The following is a 26,421-nucleotide window of genomic DNA, read 5'->3' on the forward strand; positions in this document are numbered from 1 at the left end:
CCTTTGTGCCACTTGGTCATTTATTATCAATCTTAACAGCCATAATCACTTCCACAATGCCACTTCCCCCTCCCCTGGCTTCAAACAAAAAACCGCCCGCAGACAGAATGCCGACGGGCGGTTCGGAAACAAAAGGGATAAGGGAGAACTATTCCAGGTTATCCTCGATCCTGATGAGATTGCTCTTTTCCTTGATGATATCAAAGGTGTCGATCACCGACAGTGCCTTACGTACATCCATTTCCCTCGCCTCGTGGGTCATGATGACGATGGGTACCGTGCCGTTTGTGCTCCGGGCGGTCTGCATCATGGACTCGATGCTGATACCGTTGTCGCCGAGCGCTCCAGAGATCTTGGCCAGGACTCCCGGCCGGTCGTAGGCATTGAAGCGGATATAGTACTTGCTGATGATCTCCCCCATGGGCTTTATGGTAAGCTTCTTCACCCGGTCATCGCCGAAGCCCAGAGGGGCGCAGCGCCGCGATATGCCGGCCAGCAGGTTGCGGGCTATATCCACCACATCGCCGATTACGGCGCTGGCGGTGGGGTCCATTCCCGCACCCCGTCCGTAGAACATGACCGGTCCCACGAAATCGCCCGAAAGCCTGATGCCGTTGAAAACACCATTCACATCGGCCAGCGGATAATTGACCGGAATCATGGTCGGATGAACCCGGGCCTCGATACGCTCGCCGTCGCGCTTGCCTATGGCCAGCAGCTTGATCTTGTAGCCGAAATCCCGGGCAAAGTTGATGTCCACAGCGGAAATGGCGCTGATTCCCTCCGTGGAAACATCCTTCAGATCGACCCGGGTGCCGAAACAAAGGGAAAGGAGCAGACACAACTTGTGGGCGGTATCGACCCCCTCCACGTCGAAGGTGGGATCGGCCTCAGCATAGCCGAGCTGCTGGGCATTCTTCAGTACATCGGCGAAATCCACCCCTTCCTGGGTCATGCGGGTGAGAATGTAATTGCAGGTGCCGTTGAGGATGCCAAGGACGGTGGTAAAATTGTTGCCCGCCAGGTTACCCCTGATGGAGGAGAGGACAGGGATGCCTCCCCCTACCGCTGCTTCGAAAAGCACTTCCACCCCTTGCCGGGCTGCCGCGGCGAATATCTCCTCGCCGTGCACTGCCAGCAGAGCCTTGTTGGCGGTGACGATATGCTTGCCGTTAGCGATGGCCTTGAGGACAAAGCTGCGGGCAGGCTCGTACCCTCCGATCAACTCGATGACGATGGAGATCTCCGGGTCGGTAAGGACCTCATCCGCATTGGTGGTGAGAACCCCTGGCGCAACGCTTACCCCCCGATTGGTGGTAATGTCCAGGTCGGCGATTTTCTTCAGGGAAAGCCTCGTTCCCAGCTTCTCTTCGAGAAGGCTCCCGTTCTTATCCAGCAGTTTGACCACCCCGGCACCGATGGTGCCGAAGCCGATCAGTCCGATCTTAGTTTCTTTCATAGTACCTCGCTTACAATAAAGGCCCACGCCGGCATTATTCCTTGTCGGGCACCACTGAAGCTATTTCATCAAGAATACCGTTGATGAAAGCGGGAGAGTCTTCGGCGCCGAACTTCTTTGCCACTTCGATGGCTTCGTTGATGGTAACGTTCTTGGGGATGTCGGGCCGGTAAAAAAGCTCGAATACCGCAAGACGCAGGATGTTCAAGTCCACCTTCGCCATTCTGGCTATGGACCAGTTCTTGGATTTCTCTTCGATTTTTCGATCAATTGCCTCGCTGTTGGCCAGCACGCCGTTAACCAGTTCCGTGGCAAAGGAAAAAGCACGACCTTGCACGTCCAGGGATGGCTCGGAACCGTCGGCAAAGTTATCCACGATCTTCTTCAGGGCGAAGGTCCCGCCCAGTGTCTCCGCATCGGCGGAGTAAAGCGCCTGCAGGGCGAGTTCCCGACCTTCTCTTCTGCTGCTCACTACTTGATCCCCTTGAAGAGGTTGGCCGTTTCAATTGCCGTCATGGCTGAATCGAAGCCCTTGTTGCCGGCCTTGGTGCCAGCACGCTCCACGGCCTGCTCGATGGTATCGGTGGTAAGGACGCCGAAGGCGACCGGAACGCCGCTGTCTAGGGAAACATGGGCGATACCCTTGGAAACCTCGGCAGCCACATAATCGAAATGGGGAGTTGCTCCGCGGATAACTGCACCGAGACAGATGATGGCGTCGTACCGGCCAGTTGCCGCCATTTTCCTGGCTGCCAGGGGAATTTCAAAGGCGCCGGGAACCCTGGCCACCTCGATATTCTTGTCATCGGCCCCGTGGCGGATCAGTGCATCCAGCGCCCCCTCCAGGAGGCGTTCGCCGATGAAGCTGTTGAAACGTCCGACAATGATGCCGAACTTGAGCCCCTTGGCATCCAGTTTTCCTTCTATGAATTTAGGCATGATTCCTCCAGGTCTCAGATATTTTCCAGCAGGTGTCCCATCTTTTCCCGTTTGGTCTTCAGGTATTTCTTGTTGCTCTGGGAGGGAGCAATTTCGATGGGAACCCGCTCGACGATGTTGATGCCGTACCCTTCGAGGCCGACGATTTTTTTCGGGTTATTGGTCATGAGCCGGATATTCTTGATACCCAGGTTGACGAGAATCTGGGCACCTATGCCGTAATCCCTCAGGTCTGCCTTAAAGCCGAGAGCCAGATTCGCCTCAACGGTATCCTTCCCCTGATCCTGGAGCGCATAGGCCTTCAGCTTATTGATCAGACCGATGCCGCGTCCTTCCTGGCGCATGTAGAGGACAACCCCTGTCCCCTCGGCTTCGACCATTTCCATGGCACGATGCAACTGTTCGGCACAGTCGCAGCGGATGCTGGCGAAAACGTCCCCCGTGAGGCATTCCGAGTGAACACGCACCAGAACCGGTTCGTCGCCGCGGATATCCCCCTTGACCAGGGCCAGGTGTTCCAGCTTGTCAATGTCGTTTTCGAAGGCAATGGCGGTAAAATCGCCGAGCTGGCTGGGGAGTCTGACTTCGGCAGCCCTGCGCACCAGCGATTCGTTTCTCAGGCGGTATGCGACCAGATCTGCAATTGTACAGACCTTTATCCCATGCTCCTTGGCGAACTTTTTCAGTTCGGGCATGCGGGACATGGTGCCGTCATCATTCATGATCTCGCAAATAACCCCGGCATGTTTCAAACCGGCCAGCCTGGCAAGGTCAACCGAGCCCTCCGTCTGCCCCGCCCGCACCAGAACGCCGCCAGGCTTTGCCCGCAGAGGAAAGACATGACCCGGTCTGGCCAGATCATCGGCAGTCGCTTCGTCTGCAACCGCCGTGAGAATGGTATGGGCACGATCCGCAGCGGAGATTCCGGTTGTGACCCCCTTTTTCGCCTCGATGGAAACGGTGAATGCAGTTCCGAATGACGAAGTATTGCTGGTAACCATGGGGGGAAGGTTGAGCTGGTCGCATTTGTCCCCGGTAAGAGTCAGGCAAATCAGGCCACGGCCATACTTGGCCATGAAATTGATGGCTTCGGGGGTGATCTTTTCGGCCGCCATGGTCAGGTCCCCTTCGTTTTCCCGGTCTTCGTCGTCAACCAGAATAACCATCCTGCCCTGCCTGATATCTTCAATGGCATCTTCTATCTTCGCTACACTCATGAACAGAACCTTCCTTCTTTCAGTTTCGGCACAGCTGATCTTCTCTGGAACCGCCTATTCTTATGTCACATAAAGCCGCTTTTTGCAAGCAGTTCCAATGAGATACCCGGGCTGTTCCCCGTGTCACGGCGGCTGAGGAGCCGCTCCACATACTTGGCCAAAATATCGGTCTCGATGTTGACCACATCCCCCACCTTTTTCCCCTCCAGAGTGGTCTTTTGCAGGGTATGGGGGATGATATTCACTGTGAAACCTTCCTCGTCCACCGTATTGACGGTCAGACTGATTCCCTCTATGGCAATGGAACCCTTTGCCGCCACATATTTGAGATACTCACCCGGCATGCGGAAGGACAAAAAAGTATTGCCGGAAACGGCACGCCGCTCGCGAATAACGGCGAGGCAGTCCACGTGGCCGGAAACTAGGTGGCCATCAAGCCGCCCGGATACAGCAAGGGCACGCTCCAGGTTTACCGGCGTCCCCTTTTTCAGATTATTGAAGGATGTCCTGGCAATGGTTTCGGGCGAAACATCGAAGGAAAAGGTGCCGGCACCCTTGCGCACGACGGTGAGACAGGCGCCGTTGACGGCAATGGAATCACCAATGGCTATAAGGTCCGCGGGAAATCCGGCAGCCACGGTCAGGATGCCAGCCTCCCGGGTGACTTCCATGCCGACGACCATGCCGATTTCTTCGATCAAGCCTGTAAACATCTTTTCTCCGGATATCCCTGTATCAGGATATCTTCGCCGAATTTAATCACCGTAACGTCTTGCAGTTTGAGGGCATCGGCCATCTTGTCCACACCATCGCCGGCAAAAGGCCCGAGCCCCTCACCGGCAATGAGTTTCGGGGCATAAAAGAACAGGCACTTATCGACAACCCCTTTGCGGAGAGCTTCTCCGGCCAGCTCAGCCCCCCCCTCCAGAAGAATGGATTGTACGCCGCGCTTGCCCAGTTCCGTCATCAGGCTGAAAAGGTCAACCCGATCCCCCGTTCCACTGCAGGAAAGAACCTCTGCCCCCAGGTCGGTCAGGCGCGAGATCCGTCCGGCATCTGAAGAGATCGTCGCAACGATGGTCTTTGCGGGTGAATCAACGTGCAACAGTTGGGCGTTCAGAGGTATCCTCAGTCGAGAATCGACCACGACACGCAGCGGATCTCTCCCCCCCGGAATCCTCGATGTCAGGAGCGGATCATCCTTGACGACCGTGCCGACCCCCACCATGATCACATCAAGCTTTGCTCGAAGTTTATGAACATACCTTCTTGATTTTTCAGAGGTCACCCATTTCGAATCCCTGCCGACAGTGGCAATCTTGCCATCCATGGTCATGGCGGTTTTCAGAACGACAAAGGGGAGCCCAGTGGCCACATGCTTGATGAACGGCTCGTTCAACAGACGGCATTGCTCTTCAAGCAGCGGGGCCGTAACAGAAATGCCGGCGGCTCGCAGTTTGCCGATCCCTGCACCACATACCCGGGGGTTAGGATCGACCATGCCGACAAAGACCCGGCCAACCCGGGCAGCAATAAGGGCATCGGCACAAGGGGGGGTCTTGCCGAAATGGGAACAGGGTTCGAGGGTGACATAAACATCTGCCCCTTCCGCCCGTGCTCCCGCTTGGTGCAGAGCGTGGACCTCCGCATGGGGGGTGCCTGCTTTCCTGTGCCAACCCTCGCCAACAATCGCGCCATCCTTGACGATGACACAGCCAACGGCAGGATTGGGAGCTGTTTTACCCACTCCCTTCCGTGCCAGGGTCACGGCACGTCTCATCATGGTTTCGGCAACGTCCGTCACTTTTTCAACAGTTCCTGCAATTCCGACATGAATTCGGTGATGTCCTTGAAAGAGCGGTAGACCGAGGCAAACCGCACATAGGCCACCTGGTCGATCCCATGGAGCTCCGTCATTACCCATTCACCCAGGGATTTACTGGGTATTTCCTTCTCCCCGCTTTCCTGCATCTGGATTTCAAGCCGGTCGATGAGGCGCTCGATGGTCTCCACCGATACCGGTCTCTTCTCGCATGCCTTCATGACCCCGGCGACCAGCTTCATCCGGTCGAAGGGCTCGCGACGGCCATCTTTCTTGATTACCAGGGGAAGTATTTCCTCGACCCGCTCGCGAGTGGTGAACCTTTTGCCGCACGACTCGCACTCCCGTCTTCTGCGGATGGTAGACCCTTCCTTATCCGGACGGGAATCAACGACCTTGCTGTCGGCAAAGGCACAAAAGGGACACTTCATGGTTCCTCCTGCTCCGGTCCCGGCTTCGGAAAACGGTCCACGACAACCCCCGACTCTCCAACCATCTCCTCTGCCAATTGATCGGGATAGCCCGCTTCGAAAACAACCCGCTTGATGCCGGCATTGATGATCATCTTCGAGCAGATAATACACGGCATGGTTGTGCAGTACAGCGTCGATCCCTCGATGCCGGTGCCATGCTTTGCCGCCTGAATGATGGCGTTCTGTTCGGCGTGGAGGCCGCGGCACAATTCGTGGCGCTCCCCCGAAGGGATAGCCAGCTTTTCCCGCAGACACCCCACATCAAGACAATGGGAGACGCCTGATGGTGCGCCATTGTAACCCGTTGCCAAAATATTCTTATCCTTGACGACGACCGCCCCCACCTGACGGCGCAGACAGGTCGACCTTTTGGCGACCAGGCGAGTAATTTCCATAAAGTATTCATCCCAGCTGGGACGGCTCATAGATCGCTCCCCTTTTACAGGTTGGCGAAAACGGCAAGGAGCAAGGCTTCATACCCTTTCCCGCACTGGTTATCCGACAACCTGTTAAGGCAGATAAGATAACCGATATGTGTTGCCAGGTCAAGGAAAGGGCTTCATGACAAAACAAAAAAAGCGCCAGGTTTAGGCGCTTTTCGGACAACCGACGGCAAAACCGGTTCAACGGAGAAGTCTGAACAGGTAGATGAATGTACCTCCCACGGAAAGCCCCGAGAGAAGTCCTGCCACCTGATTCACCAACAACGAAAAGTTTACCCGTCCCGGGTAATCTATGTTGTGGTACGCGCCAATGCTCTGCATGAACAGGGACCAGTCATTGTCCCAGCAGAAGACCTGAAGATAGAGCTCGGAGCCTTTCCAGAGGAAAATGCAGACAAAGACGATGCCGAAGGCTATGAAGCCGTTGGCGATGACCGAATCACGGACCTGCATATAAATTTTGCGGATCATGTCGATATTTATCAGGGAGAGGAATACCCAGTTGGCATTTTCAATCATGCGGATGTTTCGCAGGACGTTGTAGGTAGGTTCCGGGTTGATGAAGACAAACAGGGTGGAGAGCAGGATGACCACCAGGCAGGCCAGATAGACCAGCCACTTGCTCCCACCGACCTCCAAAGTACGGCTGAAAACATAGTACTCCTGGAACCCGTGGGTCATGACCATGATGGATATGGTGCCGATAATGTAATGGATGGCAGCCAGCCGCGGATAATCGCTCCAGGGTGCAAGCAGGTATGCCTGGCTTATGAAAATAAGGAAAAAACCGAGGGAAATGCTCGTCCAGATACGGGCATTGCCGATGCTGAAGTAAAAACTGATGATGCCCGCCAGAAACCAGAAAATTGTCTGAATCAGCGCTACGGTGCTCACCTCGGATAGAAATTCCATTACTGCTCCTCCTGTAAGAATGTAACCATTACATGGACAGACGACCGATTTCCTTCTGCAACAGTTCGGTCATCTCTTTCAATTTGGAAATGCTGGTCAGTAATTTCGATGACCTCTCCACCCCTGCCAGGAACTTTGTTATCCGGTCGTGATCCAGCAGCGCAATCCTGCCGCCGCAATCGGCAAGTTCCTTCTCGATCAGCGCCCGGCCCATCTTGCCCAGATAAGCTGCGGCAACCTCCTTCAGATCGTCCTCCAGTTCCAGCAGTTTCGCGTCCTGGTGCCTTTTGTCCCGCTCCTGGGCTTCCTTGTACTGCTGCTGCACTTGGGCTTCGTGACGAGCCCTGGTCGTCTCCCATATCTTGTCGATATTGACCATCTCCAACAGGTCCATGTGCATGAGTTCATCGGCGCTTTTGGTGGAAAGGATGTCCACCTTGGCTCCCGGCAACCCGGCAATCTTCTGGGATTCGGTGGCGGAGGTCTCTATTTCGCTTGCACCATCATGGAAAAACCCCAAGGGAGAACCTTCTTTGTAAAAGATGAGCGCCGAGCGGTCTTCAGTATAAATACGCAGACAGCCATTGAGCTTACGTGCCTTCATCTTTTCCAGGAGCCCTTTCACATTGATCAGCTTCAACTCCTGCGCTTTGTACAGGACCTCTCCGTGCAACAGAGCGTGCAATCCCATGACCAGATCCCGTGAAAGCCGATAGACGGAAAGGCTGCCATCACCGGCAACAATTTGGCTGCATAACTCTGTGAGGGCTTCAAAGCCGGAGGTATTCTTACTCCCCTGCTCACACATGGTGCTGATCAGTTTTCCCCCTTCAAAGAAGAGGGTCACATTGGCGGAGGGGAAAAGAAAATTGAGATATCCGGTAAAGCCGCCGTTTTTCAGCTTGTCCAGTATTTCGGGAAGCTTGACCTTGGCAGCGGCGACATTTTCGTATAGTGGATTTCCCTTGGGCAAGAGAAACATCCGGAGCTCCTTCTTCGCTGGATTACATGGGTAAAAGTGCGAATACTATATGTCAAAACGGAGGGAAATAAAAGTATCAATTGGCAGGATTAAACATTGAAGCTCTCATAAATTTTGTCGAAAATATGTTCAATCTTGAAAAACACCCCAAGAAGCACAGGATCAAAGTGCTTGGCAGGATTGATTCGTTCATCACCATGGCGAAAGACAGAAAGTGCAGCTTGGTGGGAAAGTGAATTCTTGTAGCTTCTGTTCGATCTAAGGGCATCGTAAACATCAGCTACTTTGACAATCCTTCCTGCTAACGGAATATTATCCCCCTTGAGCTGATATGGATATCCGCTGCCATCCCAGTTTTCGTGATGAGCAATGGCTATATCCCGTGCCAGCTGTAAGCGAGGTGAATCTCCCAGTATTTGTTGACCATAAATGGGATGCTTTCGCATCAGCTCTGCCTCAGCATCATCAAGAGGCCCTGGTTTCAATAAAATTGTAGCCGGAATTTTTATCTTGCCCACGTCATGCATCTGTGCCGAGAAGGAAATGGTTTCCACAAAATCGTTGGGAAGCCCCATGTTGGCAGCAAGAGCCCCCGCATAACGGTTCACCCTCTGTATATGTTTTCCCGTGTCTTCCTCGGCAGCTTCACATGCTCTGGCCAAGGCCTCTATCGTGTATCTGAAAGCCTTCTCCGTCTCCTGTACCTCATCGGACATGGTCTGCAGGGAGCCGATAACAACCGCCATGCTTTTAAGGACCTCAGCATCGTATGTCGTTGCCCTCCCCGGATAATTGAAGGCTACAATGGCACCTGTAGCTGCGCCGCTTATGCGGCAAATAATAAAGTTGATGATCGGGGCACCAATAAAGTTTTTTACAGCCGGATGGAAATAGGCTTGAAAATCTCCTATGCTTTCATAACTGTCAGCCCAGTTCACAAGAACCACTTCCTCCTGGGCCTGCGCTTCCAGCAGATTAACCGCATACCCAGAGAAGGGATCAAGGGAGATTTCATCGGACCTCTCCACCAAAGCACCATCTTTCATGTGAAAAGCACGTCCCGGTTGGAGTACACCGCTTTCCTCCTGAAAAATGAGAAAGAAGCTGGCAGGACCACGCCTGCCTTTCCCGCCGAGCACCTTTCCGAATATCTCCTGATACAGAAAGTCACGGGTAAACCTCTTACAGCAGATGTCGTGCAGAGCCTGATCTGTGAGCTGCAAAAGCGACAAAGTCTGTTGAAGAGACATTTCGCAAAGATTGTCCGACATAAGCATCCTCTGCAAAAGTGCACTGGCTTCAGGGGGAAAACTCGTTTCAATCTACATTTTAAGCCCTGCACGATAAAAAAAAAGCCCGATGCGGACACCGGGCTTTCTTCCTTTTTACTTTCAAAAATTATTTTGCAGCGATGGCCTTGTCGTAGCCCATCTGGAAAGCCTTCTTGTTGAGTTCGACGAATGCCTCGGGAACACGGGCAAGTACAGCTTTCTCGGCACCTTCCTTGGACACGACACCGGTCAAGGCAACCATGGCGCCAAGGGCGACGATATTGGCAACGATCTCACGTCCCACCTCGTTTTTAGCGGTGTTGATGATGGGAAAGGAAACAACCTTGAAGTTGCCCTTGGGCTGCCTTGTCACCAGGTCGGAGTCGATAAGAAGCACGCCCCCTTCTTTCAGGTCGTGGGAATACTTGTCGCATGCTTCCTGGGTAAGAGCCAGCAGCGCGTCGACAACGGTAGCCTTCGGGTAGTCGATAAGAGAATCGGAAACGATAACCTCCGATTTGGACGCACCGCCGCGGGCCTCAGGTCCATAGCTCTGGGACTGAACGGCTTGCTTTCCGTCATATATCGAGGCGGCTTCAGCCATGATAACTCCGGCAAGGATCAAACCCTGTCCGCCTGCCCCGGAGAATCTGATTTCATATCTTTGTGACATCTGACTTTCTCCTTTAGGATTTAATTACTTGCCGCCTTTGGCGCGCTCGATGACCTTTGCGTACTCGGTGGTGTATTCAGGCTTTTCTTCCTTGTACAGTACACCGGTCAGGATTTTCCCCTGGAGCTGCTCGGGAGTCATTTTCTCTGCAGCCTTGACGGGAACGGCGATATCCTTCAGTCTGTTCATCATTTCGATAACCGACTTGAACTTGTTACGACGGCCGTAAGTGGTCGGGCAGTCGTCGAGAATTTCAACGACGGAGAAGCCTTTGTGCTGAACAGCTTCCGCAATAAGCTTATCGATCTGGGTGGCATGGTAGGCAGTGCCACGGGCAACAAATGTAGCCCCTGCACCTATGGCAAGTTTGGCCACGTCGAATGCAGGGTCAGGATTGCCGTAAGGGGTCGTGGAAGCCTTGGCACCGGTCGGGGTACATGGGGAGAATTGACCGCCGGTCATACCGTAGATGTTGTTGTTCATGATGATGTAGGTCATGTCGATGTTTCTGCGGCAGGCATGGATGAAGTGATTGCCACCGATAGCGGTGCCGTCGCCGTCACCGCCGACAACTATGACGTTCATCTCGGGTTTGGCCATTTTCACGCCGGTGGCGAAAGCTGCTGCCCGGCCATGGGCGGTATGAAGGGTGCAGAAGTCAAGGTAACCGGGAAGGCGGGAAGCGCAACCGATACCGGAAACTATAGCGGTGTTGTTCTTCTCCAGGCCAAGGCTGTCGATCGCCCGGATCAGTCCTTTCATGATAATGCCGTGGCCGCAGCCGGGGCACCAGATATGCGGCAGTTTGCCGGGACGAATATATTTCTCGTAATCAAAAGCCATTTTTACTTAACCTCCTTGATCTTATCGAGGATCTGGCCGGGGTTGATCGGCTCACCGTCAACACGGAAGATGCCGTGTACCGGAGCCTTGCCCTCGGCACAGCGCCGGACTTCGATCGTACACATGCCCAGATTCATTTCGGGAGTAATGATAGCCTTCACTTTGGAAGCCAGTGCTTTGATTTGTTTGTCCGGGAACGGCCAGAAGGTCCTGATCCGGAACAAACCTGCCTTGATGCCGGCCTTGCGGGCCTCGTTGACTGCATAACGGGCAGAGCGGGAGGTGGAACCGAAAGCAACTATGGCAACCTCGGCATCGTCAAGCATGTATTCTTCAAAGGTGACGATGTCGTCGATATTGGCATCCACCTTGCGAACTTGGCGCTCTTCTTCGGCCTGAACGAGAGCTGCCTTGGTGGTGGGGAATCCGTCTTCAGCCTTGTTAAGGCCAGTCACGTGAAAACGATAGCCTGAACCGAACGCAGCCAGGGGAGGCACATCACCGAACTTGGTGTCGTATGGTTTATATTGATCGGCAGGAACAGAGGGGGCGGTGCGGTTGATGACTTCCAGTTCACCCGGCTCGGGGAAAACGATCCGCTCGCGCATATGGGCAACAATTTCGTCAGGCATGATCATGACCGGAGTACGGTATTTCTCGGCCAGGTTGAAGGCGCGAACCGTCTCTTCAAAAATCTCCTGAACGGAAGCAGGGACAAGGCAGATGGCAGGATGGTCGCCGTGGGTTCCCCATTTGGCGGACATGACGTCGGACTGACTCGGGCCAGTGGGCATACCGGTGGAGGGACCGCCACGCATGACGTTGAAGATAACGACAGGAGCTTCGGCAATGCAGGCATAGCCGATGAGTTCCTGCTTAAGTGAGAGGCCAGGACCGGATGTTGCGGTCAGCGACTTGGAGCCGGCCAGGGAACCACCAATAACGGCCGCCATTGCGCCGATTTCGTCTTCCATCTGGATGAATTTTCCACCTACCTTAGGCAACTCGGCTGACATAACCTCCGCAACCTCGGTGGACGGAGTGATCGGGTAGCCGGCGAAAAATTTGCAGCCGGCGTACAATGCCCCCTGGGCACCAGCTTCGTTACCCTGCAAAAAAGCAACTTTCTTTGCCACTTTTGTTACCTCCTGGTTTAATTATTAAGCAGTAACCTTAATTGCAAAATCCGGACATCTCAGTTCACACTGCATGCACTTGATGCAGGCTTCAAGATTTTTAACCGACGCCACAAAGCCCTGCATTTCCAGAACTTTGGTCGGGCAGAACTCGACACAGATGTGACATCCCTTGCAGTACTTCTCGATGATCTCAATTGTCGGAAGCTTCTTATCCATCTACGTACACTCCTTTGCTGGAATATGCCTTTGAGGCAAAACTGTGCTTGTATAGCACATACTGTATACAAATAGCAAGAAAGAGTTGAAATAAAACCCTTTTCACCCTGTAACGATGTTCTAGGAGTATTTCCTGGCGCTAAAAAAGGAAAAGAAGGGCAGCTACGGCCCTTCTTTTCCAGCTGTCAACCGTGTGAAAAGGAAATTACTTCATGCTGTCCACAAGTTCTTTTACTGCAGCAACGGAATTGTCGAACATTGCCTGCTCTTCCGCATCCAGGGAGAACTCGACGATCTTTTCGATACCGTTGGAGCCAAGTACACAGGGAACGCCCACATAGTAGCCTTTCACGCCGAACTCACCGTTGAGCAGAGCGCAGACCGGAAGGAGACGCTTCTGGTCGCGAAGGATGGCTTCAGCCATGGAGATAGCGCTGGAAGCAGGTGAGTAGAAGGCGCTACCGGTTTTGAGCAGACCGACTACCTCGCCGCCGGCACCCTGGGTACGCTTGACGAGTGCAGCCATGACTTCCTTGGCTTTTGCCTTGTCATTGTACTTGCGCTCAAGCAGTTCCATGACGGGAACACCATTGACGTTGGCATAACGGACGATGGGAACCATGGTATCGCCATGGCCGCCGAGAACCATTGCGTTGACATCTTTTACGGATACGCCCAGTTCCCAGGCGATGAATGCAGCAAATCGTGCGGAGTCGAGAACCCCGGCCATACCCATGACGCGGTTTGAGGGGAAGCCGGTGATTTTCTGGCAGAGAGTAACCATGGCGTCGAGGGGGTTAGAGATAACGATAACGAAGGAATTGGGTGCGTACTGCTTGATCCCTTCGGAAACGGACTGCATGATCTTTGCGTTGGTGGCGATGAGGTCATCGCGGCTCATGCCGGGCTTGCGGGGAAGACCTGCAGTTACGATAACGATGTCGGCACCTTTGATGTCTGCATAGTCATTTGCGCCGCTCAGCGCTGCATCGAAATTGTCAACCGGAGAAGCTTCTGCAATATCGAGGGTTTTACCCTGGGGGAGACCCTCAACGATGTCGAAAAGCACCACGTCACCCAACTCGCGCAGAGCGGAAAGCTGAGCCAAAACGCCACCAATCTGTCCACCACCGATTAATGCAATTTTCTTTCTTGCCATGACTTCCTCCTTGATTTGTTTGGGGTTCAATGAACCGGGGTTATATCAGATAGCATCGATTATTGCGTTCAGCGTTGCACTGGGACGCATAGCCTTTGAAGTCTTGTCAAAATTGGCGTGATAGTACCCACCCATATCTACCGGCTTACCCTGGGCGCCAAGAAGCTCCTCGTTGATCTTTGCCTCGTTCTCCTGCAGCTGCTTGGCAACCTTGGCAAACTTGGTCTGGAGTTCTGCATCCTTGGATTGACCGGCAAGAGCCTCGGCCCAGTACATGGCAAGATAAAAGTGACTGCCGCGGTTGTCGATCTGGCCGACTTTGCGAGCGGGGGACTTGTTGTTGTCCAGGAACTTGGCGATCGCCTGGTCGAGGGTATCGGCAAGAACCTGAGCCTTGTCGTTCTTGAAGGTGTTGGCAAGATGCTCTAGGGATGCGGCCAGGGCGGAGAATTCACCCAGGGAATCCCAGCGCAGGTAGCCTTCTTTGACGAACTGCTGGACATGCTTGGGAGCAGATCCGCCTGCACCTGTCTCGAAAAGGCCGCCGCCAGCCAGAAGCGGCACGATGGAGAGCATCTTCGCGCTGGTACCAAGCTCCAGGATAGGGAACAGGTCGGTCAGGTAGTCACGGAGTACGTTACCCGTGACGGAGATGGTATCCTGTCCCTTGCGGATACGCTGAACGGAGAAGCGCATTGCCTCGATCGGATTCATGATGTGGAACTCAAGTCCCTTGGTGTCGTGGTCCTTTAGGTACTTCTCAACCTTGGCGATCATGTTTGCGTCATGGGCACGGTTCTTGTCGAGCCAGAACACAGCAGGAGCACCGGTCGCTTTGGCACGGTTGACGGCAAGTTTAACCCAGTCCTGAATAGGGATGTCCTTGGCGCGAGACATTCTCCAGATATCCCCTTCTTCGACATTGTGCTCCATCAGCACCTTTCCGGCTGCATCTATAACTCGCACAGTCCCTTTAGCAGGGATAATGAAGGTGGTAGGATGTGAACCATATTCTTCCGCTTTCTGTGCCATCAGGCCCACGTTGGGAACTGAGCCCATGGTGGAGGGATCGAAGGCGCCGTTTTTCTGGCAGTCTTCGATGATTTCCTGATAGAACGTTGCATAGCAGCGGTCAGGAATCAGCGCCTTGGTATCCTGAAGTTTTCCTTCTGCGTTCCACATCTTGCCGGAATCACGCACCACAACCGGCATGGAAGCGTCAACGATTATGTCGTTGGGAGCATGGAGGTTGGTGATGCCCTTATCCGAATCAACCATGGCCAGGGCAGGACGCTTGGCGTAGACGGCTTTGATATCGGCCTCAATTTCGGCCTGCTTGGCTTCGGGAAGGGCCTTGATCTTCTTGTAGAGCTCGCCCAGGCCCAGGTTGGGATTGACGCCTGCTTCCTTGAAAGCGGCAGCATGCTTATCAAAAACGTCTTTGAAGAAGACCGACACAGCGTAGCCGAACATGACGGGGTCGGAAACCTTCATCATGGTTGCTTTCAGGTGCAGGGAGAGCAAAAGCCCCTTGCTCTTTGCATCTTCGATCTGCTCTGCATAGAATTTTTTCAGGGCAGCAGCACTCATGAAAGTACCAGAAAGGATTTCCCCCTTGGCTGCAGTGAGTTTATCTTTAAGAACGGTAGTTTTTCCGTCGGAGACCAGCTCTATTTTGAAGTCGCCACCGTTTTCCATGACGACCGATTTCTCGTTGCCATAGAAATCGCCGCTCGTCATATGGGCAACATGGGCCTTGGAATCAGGGGTCCATGCACCAAGCTTATGGGGATTCTTCTTGGCAAAATTCTTCACGGAAAGAGGTGCCCGGCGATCCGAGTTACCTTCGCGCAGGACCGGGTTGACAGCGCTACCCAAGCACTTTGCATAACGTGCCTGGATTTCCTTCTCTGCATCGTTTTTCGGCTCTTCAGGATAGTCGGGAACCTTATAGCCCTGGCTCTGCAGTTCCTTGATGGCTTCTTTCAACTGGGGCACGGAGGCGCTGATGTTAGGCAGCTTGATGATATTGGCTTCTGGTTTCTGGGTAAGCTCACCCAGCTGTGCCAGATAGTCGGGTATCTTTTGGCTTTCTGTCAGGTTTTCAGGGAAGTTCGCAAGGATTCTTCCTGCAAGAGAGATATTCCTTGTTTCGACTTCAACGCCCGTTCCTTTGGTGAAGGCCTGAACGATTGGAAGCAAAGAGTAGGTTGCCAGTGCAGGTGCTTCGTCGATTTCTGTCCAGATAATCTTGTGTGTTGCCATGTTCCCTCCTTAGTTTTTATGCCGTCATGCCGGAAGTCCGGAATGACGGCAGTGCCGATGCTATCAAGAATGAAGGTGTTGTGCGCGATACGCTCGGTTGGATATTGAAATAATCACAGCAGCAAGATTAGACTTATATCATTATATGAGCGGAAATTTTGTATACAGTATACAAATAGGGTTAGCGTGTCAAGGAAAAATATCCCTACTAACCTGTTACAATCTGATGGCTTTTTTAAAAAAAGAAGGCAGAAATGGGGAACTGCAGCTTAATGAAGAGGTCGGTCCTGGGCATAGCGCCTTGCTTCGGCAAGATCCTCCCGGCTGGCATTGCGGGGAATCCGCAACACCTGACCAGGCCAGAGATGCTTTGGGTTGCTGATCTGATCGCGGTTGGCGCGGTATAGGAGGGGCCAGAGGTTGCGATCATTGTACACCTCGGACTGTGATGCTATGAATGGCAGGCTCTCTCCCCTTTTGACGGTATGATAGGTGGGAAGTTGCCGTGCTTGCCGCGCTTTTTCGGCTTTTTCCACTAGCCGGCGCGCCTCTGCTTCCCGGGCGGCCCTGGCTTCTGTCGCCAATTTTTCCGCCCGTTTCCGGTTTTCCTCTTCAACGGCATGCTGGCGCTCAGCTTCAAGGCGTTCCGCTTCCCTGCGCGACGTCTCTTCGGCCAGCCTCCGCTTTTCGAGAAGAAGATTCTTCTCAAGGAGGTTGGCTTTCGACCAGGCGAGGAGATAGAGTTTGTCCGCCTCCTCTATCTCCTCTTTCTGCACCAGGGTGTCACCTTGCAGCACCAGGTCTTCGATGCTCTGGTACTCTGCAGGAAGAAGCTTCTGACCGTCGTTATTACGGACCCTCTCCAGGAGGCTGAGGGCATCCTGCCTCCAGAGGGGGACGGGTGTGGAACATCCGGCAATAAGGTACATGAGCAGACAGCACTGCAGAAACCTTGTCAAAGGGAAACGACGCATCAGGCACCCTTATTTCCCGGTCGTTTTCAAGCCCAGTTCTCTCAGCTGTTTAATATCAACGGGAGAAGGTGCCTCCGACATGAGACAGGCCCCTTTTTGTGTTTTGGGAAAGGCAATAACGTCTCTAATGGAATCGCTTCCGGTGAGAAGCATGATCAAGCGATCAAGGCCAAAGGCAATCCCGCCATGGGGGGGCGTTCCGTACTCCAGTGCATCGAGAAGGAAGCCGAACTTCGCCTTCGCATCCTCATCGCTCAGCCCGAGCATCTTGAACATGAGCGACTGGACTTTTTCCTGATGAATCCTGATGCTGCCGCCGCCGATCTCGTTGCCGTTCAACACCAAGTCATATGCCTTGGCGCGGCACCGTCCCGGGTCGCTTTCCACATATTCCAGATCTTCATCCATGGGAGCAGTAAAGGGATGATGAACCGCAGCCCACCGTTTCTCCTCCTCATCCCATTCGAGAAGCGGGAAATCGGTGATCCAGACGAAATTGAAGGTATCCTTGTCCAGGAGCCCCAGCAGCTTTGCCAGCTGGTTCCGCAGCTTACCCAGGGAATCGTTGACAACCTTGGCCTTGTCGGCAACAAAAAGGAGCAGGTCTCCTTTTTCGGCAGCGAAGGCTTTTTCCATGGCCGATATTTCATCCGGAGTGAAGAATTTGGTAATGGGAGATTGCCATCCCTCGTCAGTCACCTTCACATAAGCCAGACCTTTAGCCCCATAAATCTTCACGAATTCCGTCAGTTCGTCGATATCTTTGCGGGACATGCCTGCGCAGCCTTTGGCATTGAGCCCTTTGACAATGCCGCCGCCGGCAACAACATCGGCAAAGACCTTGAACCCCGAGCCCTTGACGATGGAAGAAAGCTCGACCAGCTCCAACCCGAAACGGAGATCGGGGTTGTCCACGCCGAAGCGGCTGATGGACTCGGCATAGGTCATACGCTTTATGGGCAGGGTTACGGAAACCCCCTTCACTTCGGCAAAAATGCGGGCGATCAGCCCTTCCATGACCGTGATGATATCCTCACGGTCGATAAAGGACATTTCGCAGTCTATCTGGGTAAACTCGGGCTGCCGGTCGGCACGGAGATCCTCGTCCCTGAAGCAGCGAACGATCTGGAAGTAGCGATCAAAGCCGGAGATCATCAGAATCTGCTTGAAGAGTTGCGGCGATTGGGGCAGGGCATAGAACTCGCCACGGTTGATACGTGACGGAACAAGAAAATCCCTGGCCCCTTCGGGGGTGGATTTGGTAAGAAACGGCGTTTCCAGCTCGAGGAAACCGTTGTCGGTCAGATATTGACGGGTAACCTGGGCAACCCTGGAACGGAGGATAAGATTCTCCTGCAACACCGGGCGGCGCAGATCAAGGTAGCGATGCTTGAGGCGCAGGTTTTCCGCCACATCCACATAGTCGTCAAGGGTAAATGGCAAGGCCTTTGAACGGCTGAGGATTTTGCAGTCCGAAACAAGAATTTCCACGGCTCCGGTCCGAAGGTTGGGATTGACAGTTCCCTCCGGCCGGGGAATGACCTTCCCTTTCACGGCAACGACATATTCATTGCGCACGGTCTCGGCCTTATGGTGTGCTGCGGCGCTCTTGTCGGGATCGAAGACGACCTGTGCCAAACCTTCGCGATCGCGCAGATCGATGAATATCAGCCCTCCATGATCCCTGCGCCGATGGGCCCACCCCATCAGTACTACCTCTTTTCCTGTATCGGCTGCGGTCAGGGTACCGCAGTAATGTGTTCTCTTCCAATCGCCCAGAAAATCTATCATTTAAAAACTCCCCCTATAATCTCGGTTAAAAAAAACTTGCAAATTATACTCAAAAAACCCAGACGCTTCAAGGAATAAAGCCGTTGAAACCATAAAATAATTGGAAAAAGCCATAACGAATGCGACTCCGCTTGTTTCAAATGAAGATAATTGAGGATTTTCTCGAAAATTTTGGTTATAATCCTCTTCCCAAAGGCAATCAGGACTAAGCCTACAAATTTAAGAACAGAAAGTGAAGGTGCTGCATGTCTTTTGTCGGCGATCTCGAACATCTCCCTATTGTCGATTTGATTCAATTGCTTCACTCAACCAAGAAATCGGGCACCCTGGCCTTGAAAAGCAAGCGGGGACATAGCCAGATCGTTTTCGATGAAGGCTATATCGTCAGTGCGAATCACCACAACAACAGCATCCGTGTCGGCCAGATACTGGTAGACATGAAAGCGATCACGGCGGTGCAACTGGAAAGTGCTCTGCAGGAGCAGAAGGATGCAGGCCGGAATCGTCGCCCCCTCGTTGCCACCCTCATAGAAAATGGACTGATCAACAAGGACATCGCCTTCAAGGGGCTGGAGATGCTGATCGAAATGACCATCGTCGATGTCCTCACCTGGACCTGCGGAACCTTCGAACTGGAGATGGACAAACAGATAGTCTCCGACGAATACCGCTACTTCCCCGACACGCTCAAGGAAACCCTCAACCTCAACGCCCAAAGCATTCTAATGGATGCGCTTCGTATATATGATGAGAAGAAACGGGATGGTACGCTGGGTGAAGCCACCTTTGCCGCAGGCGAAGAGGAAGAGCCGGAGGAAGACGACACTCCGCTGATCTCCGCAAGCGATCTTGGCCTGGACGACCTGGACAACCTGGACAGGAAAATACCTGAGGTCTTTGCCGGGGTGAAATTTTTCGATCCTGCAGAAGACATCCGCCAGAAACTGAAAGAAGAACTGAAAGACATACCGGCAGACGAACAGCAAAAACTTGTTTCTTACATGGTCGGCTTATCCGGCACGTCTATCTCCGATTCAGTCACACAGGAAGCCTCGGGAATAGTCGTCGTCATATTCAGCTGCGACCGGCTGGCCACGAACCTCCTGACCGCTGCCTGCAAGGCTGACAGGCTGGCTGTCTTTACCACCGATAACGAAGCCGATCTTGATCCTCTCATTGACAAGGCCCTTGCCAAAGACTCGTTCCCCCTCGTGATAATAGATGCCGGCGAAAATCATTCAGGACTCATAAAAGCAAAACTCTCCCATTACGGGGGGCTTTCCGTCATAAAACTGGCATCGGAACCCGATGTGAATTCCTGCCTGGCCGCGCTCAGGGATGGAGTCCGCACTATCTTTCCCAAGCCTGACATGAAGAACACGAAGGTAGGTTTTGCAGAGGAGAGCATAAGATTTATCGAGTCTTTCCGCTCCTACATGCAGAAAAACGCGTTCGGCAGCACCGATCCCCTCCCCGTCAAGGCTTTCAACCGGTGTATTCAGGAGCTGGATGCCGCCCAGGAGATACCGGACATATCCTTTGCCCTGCTCAAGTTCGTCTCCGAAATCTTCGAGAGATCCATAACGTTCATCGTCACTAACGGAGAGCTGATAGCCGAACGAGGCATCGGCACAGGAGCCTACAAAAACGCCGATGCCGCCGCTCCCCTCCGCTTCAAGATTTCCCTGGCTTCCCCTTCCGTTTTCCAGCGCACCATAGATAATGTGAAGGTACTTTTCGAACGGGCAGAGGATGAAGCATTGAAATCCCTGTACCGGGAAATAGACGCACCGGCCGAAAATAAAGTGCTGATTGTACCAATTGTCAGCTTCGGCCGTGTCATCGCCCTGACCTATGCGGATTTCGGCACAAGAGCCGCCGGACCGGCTCCGACCGACATGATTGCCTCCCTGGCTAAACACGGAAGCCTCATCTTCGATAATATTCTCATGCGAAAAAAGCTTGAAAAAAAGGCTCATTAGCCATAGATTAACCACATTTCACAGAGAAAAGGACTCTTATGGACGCGCGGACATTACACCAGATACTCGAAATCGCCTTTCAGAAAAAGGTATCCGATCTCCATTTCGAAGTGGACAACCCCCCGTTCTTCCGGGCGCGAGGACAGCTGATCCGTGCGAAAATGCCCAACCTCGGCCCCGATGACACGCTTTTCATCGCAAAGACGGTCATGGAGCACAACGGACGGGAATTCAACGCCGACATACGCGAATTTGATGCCTCCTATTCCCTGTCCAGCGGCGGTCGATTCCGGGTAAGTCTATTCCGCCAACGTGGGCATTTCGGGGTCGTCATGCGTGTCATACCACCCCATATCGGCACCTTTGCCGAACTGCACCTGCCCACAGTCCTTTCGGAAATAGCCACCGCCCCCAACGGACTGATTCTGGTAACCGGCCCGACCGGCAACGGAAAATCTACCACACTGGCATCCATGTTGCGGTTCCTCAATGAAAACTACAACCACAACATCATCACCATCGAAGATCCCATTGAATTCCTCTTTACCTCACAGAAAAGCTGCATCATCCAACGGGAAGTGGGCATCGATACGGATAACTTCAATTCTGCCTTGAAGTCGGCACTGAGAATGGATCCGGATGTTATAATGGTCGGCGAAATGCGGGATAAGGAAACCATCGACGCTTGCATAAAAACGGCCGAAACAGGACACCTCGTCTTGTCGACGTTGCATACCCAGAGTGCCGTTTCGACCATAAACCGGATCGTCGGTCACTTCCCCGCCGATGCTCAGGAGATCATCCGTCAGCGACTGGCCGACATTCTCGTCGCAACTATCTCACTGCGGCTGGTCAAGGACAAAACAGGGGAAAACATTTTTCCGGTCGTCGAAATCATGCGCTCCACGACTACTATCCAGGCATGCATTCGCGAAGGGCGCCTCGATGAAATCGAAAAGCACATCGAGAACGGCCAGACCCAGTATCACATGCAGACACTGGATCAGCACCTGTTGCAGATGTATGAGCAGGATATGATTACGCTGGACGATGCCAAGCGGCTGTCTCACTCCATGGATCTGGAACGGAAATTCATGTACACCAGTTGAAACAGGCAGTACCGCGCCTCAGCGATGGGTCACCCCTTCGCTGAGGTGTTGCCCTCTCCCCTCCAGCTCATGCTCCCGCTCCTCGGCCATTCTCTTCAGAATCCTCAACACTTTTTCGATATCTGTAGCCAATTCACCTTCCATCTGCACCAGTTTTTCTATCTTGAAGGATCGTCGCTCCAACTCCAGGTAAAGCTGTAGTTCGACCGGCGCCATGGGATTCTGAACCGAGGTTGGTACCACGCTGGTGCCGTATACCCCTTGGTACAGGGGGTGGTCCTGCAACTCATGTCTGATACTCCTGCTGTTTTGGTCGAAGATTGCCGTCTCACGGAACGGCGTTCCCCGGTATGACAGTTCCCTGACTATCCGGTTCGCGGATCTTTCCACAACCTTCATGGAATCCACCTTGTGAATATACAGGTCAAGGTTATCCAGCCACTCCGGCAGCAGGTTCCAGATGGTGTCCGGTTGGGCGCTGATGGAAATGCGATAGGTATCGGCAAGCATCGCAACCTCCGTCCAAATTTTTTATATGTTTTTCACAAATTATAACACCTTTCACTGCACTGATATTCTCCGCAGCCCAGGAGCAAAAGAAATAAATAAAAAACCCTCCGCCCGGAATCCGGACGAAGGGTTTTTTCAACACTACTGCTAATAGCTCTTCTTATTTATATTCTGGCATCTCATCGAACTGCAGGTACTTGTACACGACATCTTTCTTAGGTTCGACCTTTTCCTTATACACAGCCATGAACTCGGCTACCGTCGGCAGCTTGCCCATGGTGGCGGCAACGGCGCCCAGTTCGGCGGAACCGAGGAATACCTTGGCTCCATCGCCGATCCTGTCATCAAAGTTGCGGGTGGAGGTAGAGAACATGGTCACGCCGTCGGGCACGCGGGCCTGGTTCCCCATGCAAAGTGAGCAGCCGGCAATCTCGATGCGGGCACCGAAGGCGCTGTAGACGGAGAAATAGGCTTCATCTTTCAGCTGGGCCTGATCCATGCGGGTCGGCGGACATATCCAGGTGCGGACGTTGGGATTGAACTTCAGACCGCGCCAGATCTCGGCAGCAGCACGGAAATGGCCGATGTTGGTCATACAGGAGCCGAGGAAGACATCCTGGATGGACGTGCCGGCAACCTCGGAGAGGAGTTTGACATCGTCCGGGTCGTTGGGGCAAGCAAGGATCGGCTCGGTGATCTCGGCCAGATCGATTTCGATGACATCGGCATAGGCGCCGGTCTCGACGGCATTCTTGTCGGCCTCAAGCAGTTCCGGCTTGGCCAACCAGGCATTAACCGCGTCAATACGGTTCTGCAGGGTCTTGGCATCCTGGTAGCCGTCCTTGATCATCTTCTTCATGAGCGCAACATTGGAGCGAAGGTAGGTGGCAACGGACTCCTTGGAAAGCTGGATGCACCCGGCAGCGGCGCTTCTTTCGGCAGCAGCGTCGGTGAGTTCGAAGGCCTGTTCCACGGTCAGGTTGGGCAGCCCTTCCATCTCGAGGATGCGGCCATTGAATATGTTGATCTTGTTTTTCTTGGGCACGGTCAGCTTACCCTGTTTGATAGCCCAGTAGGGAATTGCATTGACCACGTCCCGCAGGGTGATGCCAGGGTTGAGCTTGCCCTTGAAACGCACCAGCACCGACTCGGGCATATCCAGCGGCATGAAGCCCATGGCGCCGGCAAAGGCAACCAGACCGGAACCTGCGGGGAAACTGATGCCGATGGGGAAGCGGGTGTGGGAATCGCCGCCGGTTCCGACGGTGTCGGGAAGAAGCAGGCGGTTCAGCCAGGAATGGATAACGCCATCCCCCGGCTTGAGGGGCACCCCGCCGCGCTCAGTGATGAACTTCGGCAGATTTTTGTGCATCTTGACGTCAGCCGGCTTGGGATAGGCGGCAGTGTGGCAGAATGACTGCATGAACATGGGGGAGAGGAATTTGAGGCAGGCCAGTTCCTTCAGTTCATCGGCAGTCATGGGGCCGGTCGTGTCCTGGGAACCGACGGTGGTCATCTTCGGTTCGCAGGCAGTACCGGGAAGAACACCGGTTACGCCGCAGGCCTTGCCGACCATCTTTTGTGCCAGGGAGTAGCCCTGACCGGACTTCGGTTGGGGATTGACCGGCAATGTGAAAATATCGGTGGCACCCAGACCGAGGGCGGCACGGGCCTTATCGGTAACGGCACGACCGATGATCAGGGGTATACGCCCACCGGCACGGAACTCGTCAGCCAAGGTATTGGGGGCAATCTTGAAGGTGGAGATCACCTCGCCCTTTTCATTGGTGATTTCACCTTTTTTGGTGTTGATGGTGATGACGTCGCCGTCGTTCATCTTGGTGACGTCTGCTTTCAGGGGCAGTGCACCTGAATCCTGGGCGGTGTTGAAGAAGATCGGCGCAATGACGCCGCCGATGATGACGCCACCGGTCTTCTTGTTTGGAACAGCCGGGATTTCGTTGCCGATGTGCCACAGGACCGAGTTGCAGGCGGACTTGCGGGAAGAACCGGTGCCGACCACATCGCCAACGAAAGCTACCTGGTTGCCGGCTGCACGCCATGCGGCAATGTCTTTCTGGCGGTTCGGGAAGCGGGTCTTGCCCATTGCCAGTGCATGGAGCGGAATGTCGGGGCGGCTCCAGGCATCACCGGCGGGAGAAAAGTCGTCGGTATTGATCTCTCCCTCTACCTTGAAAACCTTGACCTTGATGGTTTCGGGAACACCGGGGCGCTTGGTGAACCACTCCGCATTGGCCCACGACTCAAGCACTTTTTTGGCGGCAGCATTGGACTTGGACAGTTCAACCACCCTGTCGAAGCCGTCATAGACAAGCGTCATGCCGGAAAGCGCAGTGGCGGCGGAATCAGCAAGCTCTGCATCGCCAAGCGCATCAATGAGAGGTGCCACGTTGTAGCCGCCCATCATGGTGCCGAGGATTTGGATGGCTTCCTTGCGGTCCACCAGGGGAGATTTCTTCGTCCCCTTGACGATCTGCGCCAAAAAGGCAGCCTTTACTTCGGCTGCGGGATCAACGCCGGGGGAAACGCGCTCCTTCAACAAATTGAGGAGAAATTCTTCCTTGCCTGCGGGAGGATTCTCCAGCAGCTTGCAGAGATCCGCAGTCTGCTCGGGATTAAGCGGCAATGCGGGAATGCCTTGCGCTTTACGTTCGGCTTCATGGGCCAGATAGGCTTCAATCATTTTTCCATCCTCCGGTGTATTTATTGTCGTCCTTTTTACAAGACAATAGCTAGAAAACAGTTAAGAACACTACAGATCCAGACCATTAAATGGCATACTGTATACAATTTTTACGCTGCTTTGTCAATTGCTGAAATGTCGTCCGCTGGACAAAAAAAGGCCGGCTTTCATGCTGACAAGCCGGCCCCCCAGAAGTTGCTACGTTTTTGGTCTTTATTTGCCCTTAGGTTTGGCGGCGCTCTGCCCTTCAGGCTTCCGTTTCTCATCCGACGTATTTAGCGCAGCCTTCGGATGCAGGACCAGGAAGTTGGCGGTAAAAATATAGTCGTCAATATAGTCACGGCGACCATCCTTGTTCAGGTCATGCTTCGGCGCCTTTTCAGTGCCGCGATCCCTGAGGAATATGGCGAAGTCGTTTTCATCCACTTTTCCTGACCTATCCAGGTCGATATCCACTTTGGGCGCCACGGTCAAGGGCATTTCGACCGCCGAGTCATCAACGAGCATGGTGACCGAGGCGTCGTAGGCCCCTTTGTCAGGCTTGGCTACCACAATCCAAGATCCGTTGGGAGCCACCTTCAAACTTACCAGTCTGGCCTTTTTCAATGCGAAGTTGGGAGCCTGTTTCCCCTGGGGGTTCGGCACAGTCAGCGAGAGGTTCGCCTTGCCGTCAGCCAGAAGAATGGGAGGATCCTGTTTGACCGGAGCCTTTGCATCCACAGTGAATAAATCAATAAATGCCTTGCTGGTCATTTCCCCCTTGTACCCCTTGAACCGGCCAAGGATGCTTTCCGTCGGTTCAATCTTTACAGCAGGAGCCTCTGTCGGCTCCTGCCGCTTGCCTTCAGATGCAGCAGTTTCCCTGCCCACGGAAGGAGATTCATGCCGCTGCTCTTCCCGATAGTCGGGCGTTGCCTGTGGCGTTTTCTTCTCCTCGGCAGATCCGCTCAGATCGGGAGGCAAAGTGACATTGCCACCAAGTACGACGGTCGATGAGCCGGTGTTTTGAGATTGGCCCCCGGACTGGGTCTGCTGGCTTGACTTGTCGCCGGAAGATCCACCACTGTTTCCTGGTTTATCTGGCGGCTCTGTTCCATCTTCGCTTGGAACGATCGGAATTACAGGTGCAGGAGCAAGATCGTTATTGACCAGTCTGGCCGCAAGCTTGATTTTGCCGAATCCGCTGGTTTTCCGCTGAAAGGTCACCGTCGCCAGGGGGCCGGAGCCTGATAAAGGCTTTGTGGTAACAACACCGATGCGAACGACTCCTGGGGTGTTGGTGTTGGGCACAAGCATCGAACCGGCCAGGAAGGAGCCCTGGGTCACCGTGGGACTGCCAAGAATTGCAGGATCATAGCTGATAGTCAGCTCAGCTCCCGCAATGTTGTCAAAGTCTTTTGCCTGCAGTGTCCAGGATTTTCCGTCAACTGAAGGGGGGATGACCACATTGGCAGTGGCAAAAGCCGATGCAGCGAAACAGAGGTTCAGTGCAATCATTACTGCAAAGTAAAGTCTTTTCATGTAACCCATCTCCTTTA

At 53.7% G+C, this 26,421-nt stretch carries 24 protein-coding genes; 2 read left to right on the forward strand and 22 right to left on the reverse strand.

Annotation, left to right across the window (positions count from 1 at the left end):
* Positions 1 to 148 precede the first annotated feature (148 nt).
* The 19 genes from ML541_RS04385 to aspS all read right to left on the reverse strand — a co-directional run bounded on the left by ML541_RS04385 (position 149) and on the right by aspS (position 18,578).
* Positions 149 to 1,459, reverse strand: a complete 1,311-nt coding sequence (locus tag ML541_RS04385) for a homoserine dehydrogenase (RefSeq protein WP_243371179.1) — start codon at positions 1,457 to 1,459, stop codon at positions 149 to 151.
* Positions 1,460 to 1,493: 34 nt separating this feature from the next.
* Positions 1,494 to 1,931, reverse strand: a complete 438-nt coding sequence (gene nusB / locus ML541_RS04390) for a transcription antitermination factor NusB (protein WP_243371181.1) — start codon at positions 1,929 to 1,931, stop codon at positions 1,494 to 1,496.
* Positions 1,931 to 2,398: a 6,7-dimethyl-8-ribityllumazine synthase gene (ribE, locus tag ML541_RS04395; RefSeq protein ID WP_243371183.1), complete on the reverse strand. Its 468-nt coding sequence runs from the start codon at positions 2,396 to 2,398 to the stop codon at positions 1,931 to 1,933. The genes nusB and ribE overlap by 1 nt, the downstream gene beginning before the upstream one ends.
* A gap of 14 nt (positions 2,399 to 2,412) precedes the next feature.
* Complete coding sequence (locus tag ML541_RS04400; protein ID WP_243371185.1) at positions 2,413 to 3,615, reverse strand: bifunctional 3,4-dihydroxy-2-butanone-4-phosphate synthase/GTP cyclohydrolase II; 1,203 nt, start codon at positions 3,613 to 3,615, stop codon at positions 2,413 to 2,415.
* A 65-nt stretch (positions 3,616 to 3,680) separates the two neighbouring features.
* Positions 3,681 to 4,328 carry a riboflavin synthase gene (locus ML541_RS04405; RefSeq protein WP_243371187.1) on the reverse strand — a complete coding sequence of 216 codons (648 nt, stop codon included), beginning with the start codon at positions 4,326 to 4,328 and terminating at the stop codon, positions 3,681 to 3,683.
* Positions 4,313 to 5,419, reverse strand: a complete 1,107-nt coding sequence (ribD, locus tag ML541_RS04410) for a bifunctional diaminohydroxyphosphoribosylaminopyrimidine deaminase/5-amino-6-(5-phosphoribosylamino)uracil reductase RibD (protein ID WP_243371189.1) — start codon at positions 5,417 to 5,419, stop codon at positions 4,313 to 4,315. Before ribD ends, ML541_RS04405 begins: the two co-directional genes overlap by 16 nt.
* The gene (gene nrdR, locus ML541_RS04415; protein WP_243371190.1) at positions 5,416 to 5,868 is read right to left on the reverse strand and encodes a transcriptional regulator NrdR; all 453 of its coding nucleotides are present in this window, start codon (positions 5,866 to 5,868) and stop codon (positions 5,416 to 5,418) included. The genes ribD and nrdR overlap by 4 nt, the downstream gene beginning before the upstream one ends.
* Positions 5,865 to 6,335, reverse strand: coding sequence for a cytidine/deoxycytidylate deaminase family protein (locus tag ML541_RS04420; RefSeq protein WP_243371191.1), 471 nt, complete (start codon positions 6,333 to 6,335; stop codon positions 5,865 to 5,867). The genes nrdR and ML541_RS04420 overlap by 4 nt, the downstream gene beginning before the upstream one ends.
* Before the next feature lie 198 nt (positions 6,336 to 6,533).
* Positions 6,534 to 7,265 (reverse strand): hypothetical protein, encoded by a 732-nt coding sequence (locus tag ML541_RS04425; protein ID WP_243371192.1) that lies wholly within the window; start codon positions 7,263 to 7,265, stop codon positions 6,534 to 6,536.
* Between the two features lie 28 nt (positions 7,266 to 7,293).
* Entirely contained in the window at positions 7,294 to 8,247 is a 954-nt protein-coding gene (locus tag ML541_RS04430; RefSeq protein WP_243371193.1) for a GTPase-activating protein, read from the reverse strand.
* A gap of 89 nt (positions 8,248 to 8,336) precedes the next feature.
* Entirely contained in the window at positions 8,337 to 9,518 is a 1,182-nt protein-coding gene (locus ML541_RS04435) for an HD domain-containing phosphohydrolase (RefSeq protein WP_243371194.1), read from the reverse strand.
* 127 nt (positions 9,519 to 9,645) lie between these two features.
* Positions 9,646 to 10,191, reverse strand: coding sequence for a 2-oxoacid:acceptor oxidoreductase family protein (locus ML541_RS04440; RefSeq protein WP_243371195.1), 546 nt, complete (start codon positions 10,189 to 10,191; stop codon positions 9,646 to 9,648).
* A 24-nt stretch (positions 10,192 to 10,215) separates the two neighbouring features.
* The gene (locus ML541_RS04445) at positions 10,216 to 11,034 is read right to left on the reverse strand and encodes a 2-oxoacid:ferredoxin oxidoreductase subunit beta (protein WP_243371196.1); all 819 of its coding nucleotides are present in this window, start codon (positions 11,032 to 11,034) and stop codon (positions 10,216 to 10,218) included.
* A 2-nt stretch (positions 11,035 to 11,036) separates the two neighbouring features.
* Complete coding sequence (locus tag ML541_RS04450; RefSeq protein ID WP_243371197.1) at positions 11,037 to 12,170, reverse strand: 2-oxoacid:acceptor oxidoreductase subunit alpha; 1,134 nt, start codon at positions 12,168 to 12,170, stop codon at positions 11,037 to 11,039.
* A gap of 24 nt (positions 12,171 to 12,194) precedes the next feature.
* Positions 12,195 to 12,389, reverse strand: a complete 195-nt coding sequence (locus ML541_RS04455; RefSeq protein ID WP_243371198.1) for a 4Fe-4S binding protein — start codon at positions 12,387 to 12,389, stop codon at positions 12,195 to 12,197.
* Positions 12,390 to 12,594: 205 nt separating this feature from the next.
* Entirely contained in the window at positions 12,595 to 13,548 is a 954-nt protein-coding gene (gene mdh / locus ML541_RS04460; protein ID WP_243371199.1) for a malate dehydrogenase, read from the reverse strand.
* A gap of 45 nt (positions 13,549 to 13,593) precedes the next feature.
* A complete protein-coding gene (locus ML541_RS04465) occupies positions 13,594 to 15,813 on the reverse strand; it encodes an NADP-dependent isocitrate dehydrogenase (RefSeq protein ID WP_243371201.1) in 2,220 nt (739 codons plus the stop codon).
* A 269-nt stretch (positions 15,814 to 16,082) separates the two neighbouring features.
* Entirely contained in the window at positions 16,083 to 16,787 is a 705-nt protein-coding gene (locus tag ML541_RS04470; protein WP_243371203.1) for a LysM peptidoglycan-binding domain-containing protein, read from the reverse strand.
* Positions 16,788 to 16,796: 9 nt separating this feature from the next.
* Positions 16,797 to 18,578: an aspartate--tRNA ligase gene (aspS, locus tag ML541_RS04475; RefSeq protein WP_243371205.1), complete on the reverse strand. Its 1,782-nt coding sequence runs from the start codon at positions 18,576 to 18,578 to the stop codon at positions 16,797 to 16,799.
* 245 nt (positions 18,579 to 18,823) lie between these two features.
* Here aspS and ML541_RS04480 point away from each other — a divergent pair, with 245 nt between their 5' ends.
* Both ML541_RS04480 and ML541_RS04485 read left to right on the forward strand, forming a co-directional pair.
* Complete coding sequence (locus ML541_RS04480) at positions 18,824 to 20,560, forward strand: DUF4388 domain-containing protein (protein ID WP_243371207.1); 1,737 nt, start codon at positions 18,824 to 18,826, stop codon at positions 20,558 to 20,560.
* A gap of 38 nt (positions 20,561 to 20,598) precedes the next feature.
* The gene (locus tag ML541_RS04485; RefSeq protein ID WP_243371208.1) at positions 20,599 to 21,669 is read left to right on the forward strand and encodes a PilT/PilU family type 4a pilus ATPase; all 1,071 of its coding nucleotides are present in this window, start codon (positions 20,599 to 20,601) and stop codon (positions 21,667 to 21,669) included.
* An 18-nt stretch (positions 21,670 to 21,687) separates the two neighbouring features.
* Here the strand turns inward: ML541_RS04485 and ML541_RS04490 are convergent, their stop codons facing one another.
* The 3 genes from ML541_RS04490 to ML541_RS04500 all read right to left on the reverse strand — a co-directional run bounded on the left by ML541_RS04490 (position 21,688) and on the right by ML541_RS04500 (position 26,404).
* Positions 21,688 to 22,179 carry a hypothetical protein gene (locus ML541_RS04490; protein ID WP_243371209.1) on the reverse strand — a complete coding sequence of 164 codons (492 nt, stop codon included), beginning with the start codon at positions 22,177 to 22,179 and terminating at the stop codon, positions 21,688 to 21,690.
* A gap of 160 nt (positions 22,180 to 22,339) precedes the next feature.
* Positions 22,340 to 24,883: a bifunctional aconitate hydratase 2/2-methylisocitrate dehydratase gene (locus tag ML541_RS04495; RefSeq protein ID WP_243371210.1), complete on the reverse strand. Its 2,544-nt coding sequence runs from the start codon at positions 24,881 to 24,883 to the stop codon at positions 22,340 to 22,342.
* 213 nt (positions 24,884 to 25,096) lie between these two features.
* On the reverse strand, positions 25,097 to 26,404 hold the full coding sequence (locus tag ML541_RS04500; RefSeq protein WP_243371211.1) for a cohesin domain-containing protein: 1,308 nt from the start codon (positions 26,402 to 26,404) through the stop codon (positions 25,097 to 25,099).
* Between the last annotated feature and the right edge of the window lie 17 nt (positions 26,405 to 26,421).

The sequence above is a fragment of the Geotalea sp. SG265 genome, assembly GCF_022808985.1.
Lineage (GTDB): Bacteria > Desulfobacterota > Desulfuromonadia > Geobacterales > Geobacteraceae > Geotalea.